Origin of the sequence: Pseudoflavonifractor sp. MCC625 (assembly GCF_018784545.1) — a bacterium.
Taxonomy (GTDB): Bacteria; Bacillota; Clostridia; order Oscillospirales; family Oscillospiraceae; genus Pseudoflavonifractor_A; species Pseudoflavonifractor_A gallinarum.
Genome location: NZ_WQOJ01000005.1, coordinates 166,320 through 180,089, shown reverse-complemented (window position 1 = coordinate 180,089; position 13,770 = coordinate 166,320). Strand labels below are relative to the sequence as shown.

At 63.9% G+C, this 13,770-nt stretch carries 12 protein-coding genes and 2 tRNA genes; 6 read left to right on the top strand and 8 right to left on the bottom strand.

Annotation, left to right across the window (positions count from 1 at the left end; translation table 11 throughout):
• Nucleotides 1-204: 204 nt before the first annotated feature.
• Both GPK94_RS01380 and GPK94_RS01375 read left to right on the top strand, forming a co-directional pair.
• The gene (locus GPK94_RS01380; protein WP_193538481.1) at nucleotides 205-1,446 is read left to right on the top strand and encodes a cation:proton antiporter; all 1,242 of its coding nucleotides are present in this window, start codon (nucleotides 205-207) and stop codon (nucleotides 1,444-1,446) included.
• The gene (locus tag GPK94_RS01375; RefSeq protein ID WP_215654050.1) at nucleotides 1,443-2,075 is read left to right on the top strand and encodes a TetR/AcrR family transcriptional regulator; all 633 of its coding nucleotides are present in this window, start codon (nucleotides 1,443-1,445) and stop codon (nucleotides 2,073-2,075) included. The genes GPK94_RS01380 and GPK94_RS01375 overlap by 4 nt, the downstream gene beginning before the upstream one ends.
• Nucleotides 2,076-2,189: 114 nt before the next feature.
• Here the strand turns inward: GPK94_RS01375 and GPK94_RS01370 are convergent, their stop codons facing one another.
• The 3 genes from GPK94_RS01370 to GPK94_RS01360 form a co-directional block, all read right to left on the bottom strand.
• Complete coding sequence (locus GPK94_RS01370) at nucleotides 2,190-4,160, bottom strand: oleate hydratase (RefSeq protein ID WP_215654048.1); 1,971 nt, start codon at nucleotides 4,158-4,160, stop codon at nucleotides 2,190-2,192.
• Between the two features lie 143 nt (nucleotides 4,161-4,303).
• On the bottom strand, nucleotides 4,304-4,864 hold the full coding sequence (locus GPK94_RS01365; protein ID WP_101692886.1) for a TetR/AcrR family transcriptional regulator: 561 nt from the start codon (nucleotides 4,862-4,864) through the stop codon (nucleotides 4,304-4,306).
• A gap of 48 nt (nucleotides 4,865-4,912) precedes the next feature.
• Complete coding sequence (locus tag GPK94_RS01360; RefSeq protein WP_193538474.1) at nucleotides 4,913-5,368, bottom strand: ATP-binding protein; 456 nt, start codon at nucleotides 5,366-5,368, stop codon at nucleotides 4,913-4,915.
• A 172-nt stretch (nucleotides 5,369-5,540) separates the two neighbouring features.
• On the opposite strand from GPK94_RS01360, the gene GPK94_RS01355 reads away from it, so the two are divergent.
• The 3 genes from GPK94_RS01355 (at nucleotide 5,541) to GPK94_RS01345 (ending at nucleotide 6,630) form a co-directional block, all read left to right on the top strand.
• A tRNA-Leu gene (locus GPK94_RS01355) sits at nucleotides 5,541-5,624 on the top strand.
• A 73-nt stretch (nucleotides 5,625-5,697) separates the two neighbouring features.
• On the top strand, nucleotides 5,698-6,468 hold the full coding sequence (gene yaaA, locus GPK94_RS01350) for a peroxide stress protein YaaA (protein ID WP_215654046.1): 771 nt from the start codon (nucleotides 5,698-5,700) through the stop codon (nucleotides 6,466-6,468).
• 74 nt (nucleotides 6,469-6,542) lie between these two features.
• A tRNA-Leu gene (locus GPK94_RS01345) sits at nucleotides 6,543-6,630 on the top strand.
• Between the two features lie 142 nt (nucleotides 6,631-6,772).
• On the opposite strand, the gene GPK94_RS01340 is transcribed toward GPK94_RS01345, so the two are convergent.
• The 5 genes from GPK94_RS01340 to GPK94_RS01320 form a co-directional block, all read right to left on the bottom strand.
• On the bottom strand, nucleotides 6,773-7,396 hold the full coding sequence (locus GPK94_RS01340; protein ID WP_186963690.1) for a LexA family transcriptional regulator: 624 nt from the start codon (nucleotides 7,394-7,396) through the stop codon (nucleotides 6,773-6,775).
• Between the two features lie 79 nt (nucleotides 7,397-7,475).
• Nucleotides 7,476-9,554, bottom strand: coding sequence for an S-layer homology domain-containing protein (locus GPK94_RS01335; RefSeq protein ID WP_215654044.1), 2,079 nt, complete (start codon nucleotides 9,552-9,554; stop codon nucleotides 7,476-7,478).
• A 20-nt stretch (nucleotides 9,555-9,574) separates the two neighbouring features.
• Entirely contained in the window at nucleotides 9,575-10,756 is a 1,182-nt protein-coding gene (locus GPK94_RS01330) for an ABC transporter permease (protein ID WP_215654042.1), read from the bottom strand.
• The gene (locus GPK94_RS01325; protein ID WP_195278983.1) at nucleotides 10,753-11,478 is read right to left on the bottom strand and encodes an ABC transporter ATP-binding protein; all 726 of its coding nucleotides are present in this window, start codon (nucleotides 11,476-11,478) and stop codon (nucleotides 10,753-10,755) included. The genes GPK94_RS01330 and GPK94_RS01325 overlap by 4 nt, the downstream gene beginning before the upstream one ends.
• 5 nt (nucleotides 11,479-11,483) lie before the next feature.
• On the bottom strand, nucleotides 11,484-13,292 hold the full coding sequence (locus GPK94_RS01320) for a biotin/lipoyl-binding protein (RefSeq protein ID WP_215654040.1): 1,809 nt from the start codon (nucleotides 13,290-13,292) through the stop codon (nucleotides 11,484-11,486).
• A gap of 166 nt (nucleotides 13,293-13,458) precedes the next feature.
• On the opposite strand from GPK94_RS01320, the gene GPK94_RS01315 reads away from it, so the two are divergent.
• Nucleotides 13,459-13,749, top strand: coding sequence for a hypothetical protein (locus GPK94_RS01315; protein ID WP_145996876.1), 291 nt, complete (start codon nucleotides 13,459-13,461; stop codon nucleotides 13,747-13,749).
• The last annotated feature ends 21 nt before the right edge of the window (nucleotides 13,750-13,770 follow it).

The window sequence follows — 13,770 nt, the reverse complement described above, 5'->3', positions numbered from 1 at the left end:
GATCTGCCCGGCTTCCTGCCGGGGCGCGCAGCTTCGTTCTGCGGACTTCTATTTAGTATACCGAAAAAATTGCGTTTTGGCAAGAGCCATCGTGGGACGGCGGGGGGAATTCTTAACAATTCATTTACAGACGGAGTCGTCTGTTTGTGCTATACTGAGAAAAACAGACGGACTCGTCTATAATTGAAAAAGGAGAAGACTGCTATGGACCTCTTGTTTTCTGTGCTGCGGCTGCTGGTCTCCATCTTCCTGGCGTTTGCTGCGGGCAAGCTGATCTCGAAACTGAAATTGCCGGCCATTCTGGGCTGGCTGATCGCCGGCATGGTGATCGGGCCCCACGGGCTGGACCTGCTGAACGAGGCCGTCCTGGAGTCCGGGTGGTTCGATGTGACCGAGCGCATACTGGAGAGCGTGTTCGGCCTGATGATCGGCACCGAGCTGATCTGGAGGCAGATGAAAAAGGCCGGGCCCAGGATCCTGGTCACCACCATCACCGAGTCCCTGGGGACCTTTGTGGTGGTGAGTCTGGTCTTTGGCGTGCTCTTTGCCTGCACGGGGGTGCCGGTCTATCTGGCCTTTGTCTTCGGGGGGATCGCGCTGGCCACCGCGCCGGCCCCCTCGCTGTCGGTGGTGCGGGACCTGAAGACCGACGGAGCGGTGACCAAGACCCTGATCCCCATGGCCGCCCTGGACGATCTGGTGGGGGCGCTGGTGTTCTTTGTGGTCATGGGCCTGGTCTCGGCCCAGGTGTCCGCCGTGGGCATCCCTCTGCCGGCGGTGATGCTGCTGGTCTTCCTGCCGGTGGTGCTGGGGGGCGTGACCGGTGCGGCGGCCGGGCTTCTGATGCGCCGCGTCCGCAGCCGGGCGGGTGTGCTGGCGGTGATGGGGTCCATGCTGCTCCTCACGGCGGGGCTGGGCTTTTTCATCAACAGCCTGCTGCCCGTTCCGGTGCTGAACTTCATGCTCATCGGCATGGCCTACTCCACCGCCTTCTCCAATCTCATTGACACGGAGAAGCTATATGGTATGATGGAGGTAGTGAACCCGGCCATCGGCTTTGCCATGATCGTGGTCATTCTGAACCTGGGCGCGCCGCTGGACTACCACCTTATTTTTGGCGCAGGGATCTATACGGCGGTCTACATCCTGGCGCGGGCGGTGGGGAAGTACAGCGGCGCCTATCTGGGCGCGGCGGTCACCCATGCGCCGGCGACGGTGCGGCGCTATCTGGGCTTGACGCTGCTGCCCCACTCGGGCGTGTCGCTGGTGTTCACCGGCATCGCCGTGTCGGTGCTGCAGAACGCGGCGCCCGAGTCTGCGTCCATGCTCCAGGGGACCATCGCGGCCGCGGCGGTGATCAACGAGGTGATCGCCGTATTTGCGGCCAAGAAGGGCTTTGAATGGGCCGGGGAGCTGCACAAGGCAGAAGGAGGTCTGACCGCATGACACAAAAGGAGCGGCAGGAACACAGCAGACAGGAGATCTTGCGGGCGGCCCTGGAGGAGTTCGGGCGCCGGGACTATGATGCCGTCAATATGGAGCAGATCTGCAAAAACCACGGCATTTCCAAGGGCATGATGTACCACTACTACTCCTGCAAGGACGAGCTGTTCCTGCTGTGCGTCCGGGACACCTTTGAGCGGCTGACCGCCCATGTGGAGGCGGGGATGGCCCAGCTGGGGGAGGGGGACGCCCTGGGGAGCATCCAGCGCTTTTTCCTGCTGCGGGAGTCCTATTTCCAGGACCACCCGGAGCGCAAGCGGATCTTTGAAAACGCCATGCTCCGTCCCCCGGAGCACCTGCGGGAGGAGATCTGGAGGCTGTGGGAGCCCCTGCGCCGGATGAACCGGGCCTTTCTGGAGCGGATGGTGCGCACCATGCCCCTCCGCCCGGGGCTGGAGCCCGAGCGTGTGATCCGCTATCTGGAGAGCACGGAGGCCTCCTTCCGCAGCCTGCTGCTCCACTATCAGGAGGAGAGCGAAGGCAAAGACCTCCACACCGTGCTGGGCGTGGGGGCGGAGATGCTGGACCTGATCCTCTTCGGCGTCCTGCGGCAGTCTGCCGATCAAGCATAGTTTTGTGACTTAGGGAAAAGAGCCTCTTTGAGACACATGCCGAACGTGCTCCTCATGCGAAACGCCCCCGGAAGCCATGGCTTCCGGGGGCGTGTGTTCTGTTGGGGGAGGAAATTACAGCATACCGTCCCGCAGGATGTTGTGGTCCCGCAGCAGCTTTTCCACCACGGTGCCCTGCACGGCCTTGAGCAGGGGCTTTTTCAGCAGGTTCAGGGGGCCGGGCAGCTCGATCTCCAGGGGAGAGCGGCCGTCCATCAGGCACACGGAGCTGTCCAGCAGGGCGCGCACATCGTAGACGCTGCCCCACACCTCGGGCACGCCGCGGTCCACGCCCAGCAGGCCGTAGACGGCCTCCATGGCGGTGCGCACGGAGTACTCGGTGGTGAACACGGTGTCCCGGGGGGTGTCGGCGAACTGGCCCAGGAAGGCGAAGTTCACGCAGCCGTCGGGGATCACGTCGGGGCGGTCCCCCTTGGTCCGGGGCATGAAGAAGGCGGTGATATAGGGCATCATGGTGGGCACGCACACCGCGCTCTCATCGGCCAGCCGGGGGATCTGGTCCACCGGCACGCCGATGTGGTAGAGCCACTCCTGGGTGATCTCCCGGCCGGTACACTCCCGCATAGGCTTTTTCACATAGTCGCCCGGCACGTCGGTGAACAGGCCGTAGACCCAGACGCAGACCTGCTCGGGGTCCTGCTCCTTGAACTGGCCCTGGCGGTTGATGGTCCAGCTGAGCAGCCACTTGGAGTCCCGGCAGCTGACGATGCCGCCGGTGACCACCTTTCCGGTCCGGGGGTCCCGCTTGCAGATGTTGGTGATATAGGGCAGGATCTTGTCATCCAGGGTGGTGATGGTGGCCGACTCCCAGTTGGTCTTGGAGATGTCCGAGCAGAACTTCTCCGGACGGCCGAAGCTGGGGTCCTGCCTGGCGATGTTCTTCCACAGGTTCCAGCAGCCGCTGGTGCGCATCTCGGCGTCCCCGTTGGGGGCGTGGTCCTGGTCGCCGTAGATGGTGCCCTCGGTGCAGGAGCCGTTGGTCACAAAGACCAGGTCGTTCTCGGTGAGGACGATGCCCTGCTCCACGCCGTTGACCTTGCACTCGATGGCGGTGGCCGTCTTTTTGCCGCCCTGGATGGTGAAGAGCACGTTGGTCACTTCCGTGCCGAAGCGGAAGTCCACCCCGGCCTCCTCCAGATAGCGCTGCATGGGGAGGATGAGGGACTCGTACTGGTTGTAGCGGGTGAATTTCAGGGCGCTGAAGTCGGGTAAGCCCGCGATGTGGTGGATGAAGCGCTGGAAGTAGAGCTTCATCTCCAGGGCGGAGTGCCAGTTCTCAAAGGCGAACATGGTGCGCCAGTACAGCCAGAAGGTGGAGTCAAAGACCTCCTCGTCAAAGACGTCCTCGATGGTCTTGTCGTAGAGGTCCTCGTCCGGGGTCATGAAGAGCTTGACGATCTCCATGCAGGCCTTCTGGCTCAGGTCGAACTTGCCGTCGGTGTGGGCGTCCTGGCCCCGGTTCACGGTGGCCCGGCACAGGGAGTAGTTGGGGTCGTGCTTGTTGAGCCAGTAGAACTCATCCAGCACGGAGGCCCCGGGCTTCTCCAGCGAGGGGATGGAGCGGAACAGGTCCCACAGGCACTCGAAATGGTTCTCCATCTCCCGGCCGCCCCGCATGATGTAGCCCCGGCTGGGATCGTAGATGCCGTCACAGGCGCCGCCGGCCACGTCCATGGACTCCAGGATGTGGATGTGGGAGCCGGGCATCTGTCCGTCCCGCACCAGGAAGCAGGCGGCGGCCAGGGAGGCCAGGCCGCTGCCCACCAGGTAGGCGTGCTTTTCCTCCACGCCGGCGGGCTTCTCGGGGCGGGCAAAGGCCTCGTAGTTTCCGTTGGAGTAGTAGATGCCCTTACTGTTTTTCGCCTGCCGGCCCAGCTCGGTGTTCCGGTACTCCGCGTGGGCCCCGGCGGAGGCTCCCTCCGGGGTAGTGCGGCTCTGGGCCGCCTTCTTTGCCAGGACGACCGCCGCGCCCGCGCCCGCGAGACCGGCGGCTGCCGCAGTCCATTTTCCGATGTGTTTTGCCATAGATGATCCGCCTTTCATGGGGCTCCGCAGGGCGGAGCTCGTTTGGAATGTGTCTGTATCTTACCCGTTCCAGGCGGGAAACACCATGGACAAACGGGGCCGGATGATCGGTTTTTGATCATCCGGCCCCGTTTGTACAAAAATCACCGCTGTGCGGTAAAGTTTTCAATGGCGTTTGCGATGGTTCCGTGCATGGTGGCGCTGACCTTGCGCACGATGGTCTGGTAGTCCTCGCTCATACCCTGGCGGATCCAGTCCAGCAGGATGCCCACGAAGCTGTACTTGTAGAACTCGGCGATAAAGGCCTTGTCCTCCTCCGAGATGGGTTTCCCCTGGCTCTTCTCGTCCACCACGCCCCGGATCAATCCGTAGGTCAGGTGGAAGAGGAAGCGCTCCATCTGGTCCCGGCTGATGCAGCGGAAGGCGTTGAGGACAAAGGGCTTGTTCTCCAGCACCGCCTCAAAGATCTGGGCAAGCCCCTCCTGCCAGGTGTCGTAGGTCTTTTTGCCCTGGAGGGCCCGGGACGCGTCCTCCACGCAGACCCACTCCACCAGGTCGTAGATGTCTTTAAAGTGGTAGTAAAAGGTCATGCGGCTGATGCCGCACGCCTCGGTGATGTCGCGGATGGTGATCTTGTCCAGAGGCTTTTTCAGCATCATCTGCTTGAGGGACGCCTCCAGCGCCTGTTTGGTAATGGTTGACATAGTAGAAATGCGCCTCCCCGCTGGGTCCGGTCGAAAAGAGAGGAAACCTCAGCCCTGCCGCCCCTCCAGCATGGCCTCCACCTCGGCGGGGGAGCAGCGCAGGTCGGCCTCTCCCTCCCGGCGGTAGGTGCCGTGGTAGGGGTCCCGGCCCACATAGACCGGGCGGAGGGCGTCCTCGGCCCAGGGCACCTCGATGACGATGATGTCCCCGTGGGGGGTGGACTCCACCCGGGCCCGCTCCTCCGACACCAGGTCGGCGCTGACGGTCTGGGGGTCCTGCACCCGGGTGAGGAATTCCTCCAGCATCTCCTGGGCGTCCAGCAGGCCCTGGATGCGCAGGGAGTGGTCGCTCCGCTCCTCCACCCCCAGCAGGATGACGCCCCCGTAGGAGTTGGCAAAGGCGGAGTAGGTCTCCCAGAGGCTCTCGGGCAGCCCACCGGTGGCCAGCTTGGCCTCCAGACGGGCGTTTTCCCGGTAGGTCTCGATCCGATCCAGAGAAAACATGGAAATCCCCTTCTTTCCAAACGGTGTGGTCTTACTCTGCACTCAGTATACAGGAGCGGAGGGGGGAGGACAAGGGTCAGGAAAATTTTTTAAAAACTTGAAAAAAGACCATTGACAAATGCTGCATGGGAAGCTATAATAAACAAGCGTTCTGAAGAGGACAGCACAACATGCGGATGTGCTGGAACTGGTAGACAGGCACGTTTGAGGTGCGTGTGTCCATGACGTACGGGTTCAAGTCCCGTCATCCGCACCACGTCGGAGCAAGCTTTCATCGCTTGCTCCGATTTTTTTATCATTCTGAAAACGTGACAAAGGAGGGCTTTGCCGTGCGGATCATCCTTTCCCCGGCCAAGCAGATGCGGGAAGAGGGGGACACCCTGGCCCCAGCCGGTCTGCCCCAGTATCTGGCCGAGGCCGGACAGCTGGCGGACTACCTGCGCGGCCTCTCCCTGGAGGAGCTGCGCGCGCTCATGGGCTGCAACGAGAAGATCGCGGCCCTCAACTGGGCGCGCTATCAGCAGATGGATCTGGAGCGGGCATCCACCCCGGCCCTGCTGGCCTATGACGGCATCCAATATCAGTATATGGCCCCCCGGGTCTTTGAAGGGGCCTACTATACCTATGTGCAGGAGCATCTGCGCATCCTGTCCGGGCTGTACGGCGTGCTGCGCCCTCTGGACGCGGTGACCCCCTACCGCCTGGAGATGGGGGCCCGGCTCAAGACCCCCTTCTGCCGGGATCTGTATGACTTCTGGGGGGACAAGCTGGCCCGGGCCGCCCTGGAGGGGGAGCGGGTGCTGCTGGATCTCTCCTCCTGGGAGTATGGCAAGGGAGTGGCCCGCCACCTGCCCGAGGGCGTGCGGGTGGTCAAATGCGTCTTTGGCGAGCGGGCAGGGGAGAAGATCGTGGAAAAGAGCGTCCACGTAAAGATGGCCCGGGGCGAGATGGTCCGCTTCCTGGCCGAGCGGGGGGCCGAGTCCCCGGAGGAGGCCAAGGCGTTTGACCGGCTCTCCTACCATTACTCCCCCCAGGATTCCACGGAAAACCGGCTGGTCTTCCTGCGGGAGGAGTCCGGGCAGGAAAAGAAGAAAAAATAAGAAAAAAGTAGTTGACAAGCGAAAAGCGGTGTGGTAATATATTACCTGCGCTGAGCGGTGCACAGCGCAGAGACGCACGAGTGGTGGAATTGGCAGACTCGCTAGATTCAGGTTCTAGTGTGCATTACGCACGTGCGGGTTCAAGTCCCGCCTCGTGCACCAGAAAGAAAGACATCTGCTTTTGGGCAGATGTCTTTCTTTTTGGGTTTCGCCGCCCCTGGGGCGGCTCCACCCTCCGGAGATGGAAATGCGCGGGCCCGTCGCAGAATGGAACGATTCTGCGACGGGCCCTTTTTGCGTGTTGTTAGAGAAGAAACTCCACCTTGACCACCTTGCCCAGCACCTGGATGCGGGTGCGGTGCAGGTCGTAGATCTGGGGCTGGTGGATGGGATTGGTGGACTGGGGCATGAGGGTGACCGTGCTGTCGGTGGCGTAGAAGCGCTTGACCGTGGCGTTCTCGTCCCCCACCAGGACCACCGCCACCTCGCCGTTTTCCACGCTCTCCTGGCGGCGGACGATGATGAGGTAGCCGTCGTTGATCCCGATGGCGTTCATGCTGTCCCCGGACACCCGGAGGGCAAAGTACTCCGCGCCGCCGTTCAGGTCGGTGACGGTGTAGCCCTCGATGTTCTGCTCGGCATAGATGGGCATGCCGGCGGAGATCCGGCCCAGGATGGGGATGCGCTGGGTGGGGTGATAGGGGAGGGCCCCCTCGGGGAGGGAGGGGGTGTCCAGACCCAGCAGGTAGGCGGGGGTGGTGTGCAGGGCGGCGGCGAGCTTTTCGATGGTGGCCTGCTTGAGGTTGACGACCAGACCGCTCTCATATTTGTGGATGGCGGCCTTTTTGACCCCTACCTGGAGGCCCAGCTCCTCCTGGGAGAGGCCTGCGGCTTTGCGGAGGTCACGGATGCGCTGGCCCATGGTCATGGTGGATCATCCTTTCTCTGAAAGTATCTTGATTATACATTTTCCAAACAAAGATGGCAAGAGAGAATCTTAAAAAGAATCAGGAGGGGGACTGCGTCAGGATGACCCGCACTTTGGCGTCGGTTCCCAGGGTGCCGCTGTAATAGACGGTAAAGGTATCGGTGTAGGCCTTGGCCTGGGCGAGGGTGATCCACTGCCCGTTGTCCGTGTTATACACCTGTACCTGGTCGCTGATGGGGACCGCCACGCCGGACAGGGTCACCGTGTCGGTGCCGTCAAAGGCGGAGCGGGGGACGTCCTCCACCTCCTCCAGGACCAGAAGTCCGGCCACCCGGCCGTCGCTGGAGGGGACCAGTCCGCCCACCTGGCCGTCGGGGACCGCCGTGCCGGTCAGGCACTCCTGGGAGAGACCGGCGCTGTTCTCCACGGCCACCGTGCGGTTGGTCACCTGCATGTTCCCGTTGCCCTCGGTCTTGGTGCCGGAGGAGAAGATGCCGTAGGTATAGGCGTCTCCCGTCACGTCGTCCAGTACCAGCACGTCGATCTCCCCGGCGGAGTTGGCTGCCGTGTAGAGGATGCGGGAGGCGGGGACGGAGTCCACCAGCAGGTCCTCCAGAGTGATCTGGACGGCGTGGGTCTTGCCCACCCGGTCATAGAGCACCACGTCCTCGGCCAGCGGGGTGCTCCCCAGGGTCCGCTCCGCCACCTGGAGGGCGGCGGAGGAGGTGCCGGCCGAGACCTGGGAGAGGGAGAGGGTCCCCAGGCTGGAGGCGCTCACCCGCACCAGGTCACCCACCGCAAAGGTGGTGTCGGAGCAGCTCCCGGAGGCGGTGAGCCCGTTGGAGAGGGCCACGGAACAGGAGTTCCCGGTCTCGGTCACCAGACCGATCATGACGGCGCTGCGCTCAGAGGGAGAGCAGGCGTCCACGATCTCACCGGAGCCGTTGAAGGAGACGGTGATCCGGTCCCCCACCCGGAACTGGGCCAGGGCGCTCACCCCCTCCTCGGCCACCGGGTAGGTCTCCCCCAGCAGGGTGATCGAGGTGGGGTTGGAGGCATTGGGGTGGACGTTTTCGTAGTAGCCGGTGAGCACGGCCCCGTCATACCGCTTGGTCTCGGAGGCGGTGATCAGATTGACGCTGCCGGAGGCGCTGTAGTAGAGGGTGACGGTCTCCCGGCCGTCCAGCTCATACCAGGACTCGCCGTAGGTGGTGACGGTGTCATCCAGGACCAGTGTCACCGCGCTGGACAGGGTGTAGCTGGCGCCGCTCTCGTCCACGAGCCGGTCGGCCTTGGCCTCGGCCAGAGAGAGGGTGCGCACCGTGCTTTCATCCGGGAGGAAGCCGGAGACCGCGCCGCTCTCGTTCAGCAGAAGGGTCCCCCGGCGGTTGAGCAGGGTATCGGGGAGGGCGGTGTCCTGGGTGTACCAGGTCAGGCCGCTGTTTCCGGCATAGACCTGGGCGGTGTGGACCTCACCGGAGGGGGAGGTGTCGTCGTTCTGGAGGAGGACCGCGTCGGAGATGGTGGTGTGGGCCAGCTTCTCCACATAGGACGTTCCGTCCTTGCAGTTGCTCTGGAGCATGGCATAGAGCAGGAGGGCGGCTTCGCCCCGGGTCATGGCGGCATCCGCCTGGGGGCGCACGCCCTCCAGGAGCCCCAGATCGGCCCCCTTGCTCAGATAGTCCTGGGGCCAGAAGGGGCCCACGTCCTCCTCCCCGTAGCCCATCAGGCGCAGGACGATGGTGACGGCCTGCCCGATGGTGACCGGGTCATCCGGCCCGAAGCGGCCGTTGCCGTAGCCGCTGATGAGCCCCTCGCTCTGGGCCAGATTCACATAGGGGGCGGCCCAGTGGGAGGCGGGCAGGTCGGAGAAGAGGGTGCGGTATGCGCTCTCGGCCACCTGATCGCCGTGCCCCTCGGCGAGGACGGCGAGGGTGGCGAACTGGGCGCAGGTCAGGGTCTCGGAGGGGCGGAAGGTCCCGTCGGAGTAGCCCGAGACAATGCCCAGGCTGGACAGGACGGATACCGCCTCGGAGACGTCGGCGTCCCCGATGTCGGAGAAGCCGGCGGCCTGTGCGGGGAGGGAGAGACCCACCACGCCGATGATACCCAGGCACAGGGCGGCCGCCAGAACGGCGGAGAGGATTCGCTGTTTCATTGGATACACCTCTTAGTTTGTTAGTCGGCCCGCAGCGCGTCCACGGGCTGGAGGTTGGAGGCCTTGACGGCCGGATAGATGCCGAAGAGGATGCCGATGGCCACCGAGAAGGAGAAGGCCCCCAGGGTGACCGGCAGGCTGGGGAGGAGGATGAGGTCATACATGGCCTTCCCCAGGATCAGGGACAGCCCGAAGCCCAGGGCGATGCCGATGAGCCCGCCCAGGCCGCTGAGGATGCCGGCCTCCACCAGGAACTGGGTGATGATCTCGCCCCGGGGGGCGCCGATGGACTTTTTGATGCCGATCTCCCGGGTGCGCTCGGTGACGGTGACCAGCATGATGTTCATGATGCCGATGCCGCCCACCAGGAGGGCGATGGAGGCGATGCCGCCCAGCACCACACTCATGGAGGTGGTCTCCTCCGAGCTCTCCGACATGGCGGAGTTTCCGTTTTCCAGGGTGTACTCCCCCACGCTGGAGGAGATCTGCTGGGCCAGATAGACCTCCAGCCGGGCCAGCACGGTCTCCACATGCTGGGAGGTGTCCACCTTGACCGTGATGGAGGTGACGTCGGCGCTCTGGAGGAGCTCCCGGTTGAGGGTATAGGGCACGGCGAGCATGTCGTCCATGGAGTCCTCCGTGCCGCCGTCTTTCTGGTAGTAGGTGCCCACCACGGTGAAGGGGATGCCGGAGAGATAGACGGTCTCCCCGATGGGGTCGGTGTAGGGGAAGAGGGCGGACGCCACATAGGAGCCCAGGACGCACACCTTGTTGCGCTGCTCCAGATCCCACTCATTCAGGTCCCGCCCGTCCTCCAGTGTGTAGTTGTTGCAGATGGAGAACTGGTCGCTGCCCAGGTAGATGGTGCTCTCCTCCAGCGTGGTGGAGCGGTATTTTACCGGCAGCTGGGTGGAGGAGAAGGGGGAGACCCCCTCCACCATGTCCCCCAGCGTGTCGTTGGCGTAGGTGTAGACCAGGCTGTACACATCGCTGGCCCGGGTGCGGTCATACCAGGTCAGGCTGAGATTGACCTTGTTGACGCCCAGCTTTTCATAGTAGGCGGTGATGTCGGCGTTATAGCCGGAGACCAGGGCCACCAGGACCAGCACGGCGGTGACGCCGATGATGATGCCCAGCATGGTGAGGAAGGAGCGGCCCTTCTTTTCCCGGATCGAGTCCAGAGCCATCAAAAGCGCGTTCATGCTCTCGCTCCTCCCGCGGGCTGGGCCAGGAGGACCCCGTCCCAGAGGCTGTCGTGGATGATGTGTCCGTCCTTGACCTGGACGGTGCGGCGGGCCTGGGCGGCGATGGAGTTGTCGTGGGTGATGAGGATCACCGTGGTGCCCCGGGTGTTGAGCTCCTTCATCAGGGAGAGGACCTGGGCGCCGGTGGCGGAGTCCAGCGCGCCGGTGGGCTCATCGGCCATGAGGACGGGGGAGCGGGTGGCGATGGCCCGCGCGATGGCCACCCGCTGCTGCTGGCCGCCCGAGAGCTGGGTGGGGCGGTTCTCAGCCTTGGCGGAGATCTCCACCTGCTCCAGGGCCTCCATGGCCCGCGCCTTCCGCTCGGCCAGGGGGACCTTCTGGTAGAGCATGGGCAGGGCCACATTCTGCCAGACGTTCAGAGAGGGGATCAGGTTGTACCCCTGAAAGATGAAGCTGATCTGACGGGAGCGGATGAGCTCCAGTTCCCGCCGCGACTTCTGGCGGATGGAGACGCCGTCCAGGTAGTATTCTCCGCTGGTGGGCACATCCAGGCAGCCGAGAATGTTCATCATGGTGGACTTGCCCGACCCGGAGGTGCCGATGATGGCCACGAATTCCCCCGTGTCGATCTCCAGGGAGACGTCATCCAGGGCGTTGACCTGATTTTCCTGGCCCTGGGCGTAGATCTTGGATACGTGCTGCAATTGGATCAGGGACATGCGTATCAGCCTCCCATCCGTCCGCTGCCGGGCATGCCGCCGCCTCCGCCGGAGAAGCCGCCGGAGAAGTCGCCGCCCGGTGCGGCGGGCATCATCTGCATCTCGCCGCCGGGGAAGGCCTGCTCCTGGGACTCCTCACCCTGACTGGTGGTGTCGCCGTTGGCCGGGGCGCTCTGCTGGTAGCGGGTAAAGACCACGTCGCCCTCCTCCGCGCCCGAGAGGATGCGCACATACTGGCTGTTGGAGTCGCCCACCTCCACGGGCACGGCATAGAAGCCGTCGGGCACGCCCTCGGCCTCCACGGTCTGCTCGGGCGGGGTGTCGGACTGGATGTACAGGCAGGTCTCCCCGTCGGTGGAGCGCTTCAGAGCGGAGATGGGGGCCAGAAGGCCCTCCGAGGTGTCTCCCACCTGGATGGAGTAGGAGACGTTCACACCGGCCGAGAGCTCCCCGCCGCTGGGGATCTGAATGGTCACCGGGAAGTAGGCCACGCCGTTGGAGTTGGTGGCCTCGTAGCTCACGGCGGTGACGGTGCCGGTAAAGGTCTGGTCGCCGTCGCTGCTGGCGCCCGAGCGGGAGATGAGGGCCTGGGTGCCCACCGTGACGTGCTCGATGTCCAGCTCGTCGATGTTGACCGAGATCTCCATGTTGTCCAGATTATAGAGGAGTACGGCGGTCTCGCCCGCCTGCCGGGGGGTCTCCCCTTCGCTCACGTTGACCTGGATGACCTTGCCGGAGATCTCGGCGGTGACGGCGTAGTCGGCCCGCTTGGCCTCGGTCTCGGTGATCTGCTCCTGGTAGTCGGCGATGCGCTCCTGGGTCTGGGTGATCTTGTTCTGTACGCTGGAGAGCTGGGAGGTGTAGTCGCTCCCATCCAGCACAAAGAGGGTCTGGCCCTTGGTGACGGTGCCGTAGGCCACCGGGGTCACCTGGGTCAGTTCGCCGGAGGCCTCAGCGGTGAGGGTCTCGCTGTCCTTGTACTCCAGGGTGCCCGAGATGGCGGCGTAGATGGGCTGCCCGGAGGAAGAGGAGATGGAGGACGCGCAGGACATGCCCTGGGTGAGGGCGCCGGGGTTATCCACGGTGATGGTGACGGCAAAGCACTTGGTGCCCTCGGTGGTGTAGCGGGAGACCTTCTGCACGTCGGTGACGGTGCCGTCCAGGTTGAGCATGAGGCTGGCGATGGAGACCTGGGCCTTGGAGCCCACCCGGATCTCGGACTCATAGGCGTAGCTGTAATACTCCGTGAGGGTCATCTGGCTGTCATCCACCAGCTGGGCCAGTTTGGTACCGGCCTGCACGGAGTCGCCGGCCTCTACCTCCACCTCGGTGACGGTGCCGGAGAAGGGGGCGGTGACGGTCAGATGGGAGAGGGTCTCCTGGAGGTCGGAGAGCTGGGTCTGGGCCGTGGTGAGCTCATCCTGGAGATCGGCGATCTGGTCCTGGTAGGTGCCGATCTGCTCATCCAGCTCCGAGTCGTCCTGTTCATAGAGAAGATCGCCCGCCTGGACGATGTCGCCCGCGGCCACATAGACCTTGGTGATCTCCGCGGTGGAGGCCACGGTGGCGGTCTGGCTGTCGGCCGGGAGGGTCACACCGGTGCCCGTGATGGTGGTGGCAAGGCTCCCGGTGGTGAGGGTCTCGGTGAGCGGCGTGGAGGACTCCGAGGGGGAGAAGAGCTGGTAGAGGGCGAATCCCCCGGCGGCCAGCACCGCCAGCGCCGGCAGAAGGAGCAGGCGCTTTGGGAGCGTTCGGCGCTTCCTGGGGGTTTCAGAAGCGGACGGGGCGTCCGCAGGGAGGGTTGTGAGCTGCATACATTCAGCCTCCTGTTCTTTAATTCTTTCCTAGTATAAAGTGGGAAACTGAAATTACTCTGAAGAAGAGGGGGCCGAGTGTGAACGGCGTGTAAATTTCCTTGTCAGTGCCGGTAAAATCTGCTATGATGATGCGTACCAGAACGGGGAGAAATGGGGGATTTCGGTGTTATTGGAGGAAGACCAGCGCTATCTGGAGCGGCTGGTGGGACTGTATTACAACTATGGCGAGGACGTGGGCTCCGCCGAGATGCAGCGTATCGCGGGCGGCATGCTGGAGCGGCTGCGGGGCAATGCGCTGGGAGAAGAGGACTACGCCTGGCTCCTGGCCCGGGTGCGCAACCAGATGGAGACCGTGGCGGGCATGGGCGATCCGGAGGACCCGGACCGCAAGGCCTTTCTGGACAAGTGCGGCGCCATCGCCGCTCGTCTGACCGCCGCCCTGGAGGGGCGCTGACGCCAAGAGAAGAGGGACCCT

Bases quoted from the DNA above. Each gene is read 5' to 3' on its own strand.
- GPK94_RS01370 (WP_215654048.1), bottom strand. From the start codon at position 4,160: ATGGCAAAACACATCGGAAAATGGACTGCGGCAGCCGCCGGTCTCGCG.
- GPK94_RS01335 (WP_215654044.1), bottom strand. From the start codon at position 9,554: ATGAAACAGCGAATCCTCTCCGCCGTTCTGGCGGCCGCCCTGTGCCTG.
- GPK94_RS01360 (WP_193538474.1), bottom strand. From the start codon at position 5,368: ATGTTTTCTCTGGATCGGATCGAGACCTACCGGGAAAACGCCCGTCTG.
- GPK94_RS01340 (WP_186963690.1), bottom strand. From the start codon at position 7,396: ATGACCATGGGCCAGCGCATCCGTGACCTCCGCAAAGCCGCAGGCCTC.
- GPK94_RS01375 (WP_215654050.1), top strand. From the start codon at position 1,443: ATGACACAAAAGGAGCGGCAGGAACACAGCAGACAGGAGATCTTGCGG.
- GPK94_RS01320 (WP_215654040.1), bottom strand. From the start codon at position 13,292: ATGCAGCTCACAACCCTCCCTGCGGACGCCCCGTCCGCTTCTGAAACC.
- GPK94_RS01325 (WP_195278983.1), bottom strand. From the start codon at position 11,478: ATGTCCCTGATCCAATTGCAGCACGTATCCAAGATCTACGCCCAGGGC.
- GPK94_RS01330 (WP_215654042.1), bottom strand. From the start codon at position 10,756: ATGAACGCGCTTTTGATGGCTCTGGACTCGATCCGGGAAAAGAAGGGC.
- GPK94_RS01365 (WP_101692886.1), bottom strand. From the start codon at position 4,864: ATGTCAACCATTACCAAACAGGCGCTGGAGGCGTCCCTCAAGCAGATG.
- GPK94_RS01380 (WP_193538481.1), top strand. From the start codon at position 205: ATGGACCTCTTGTTTTCTGTGCTGCGGCTGCTGGTCTCCATCTTCCTG.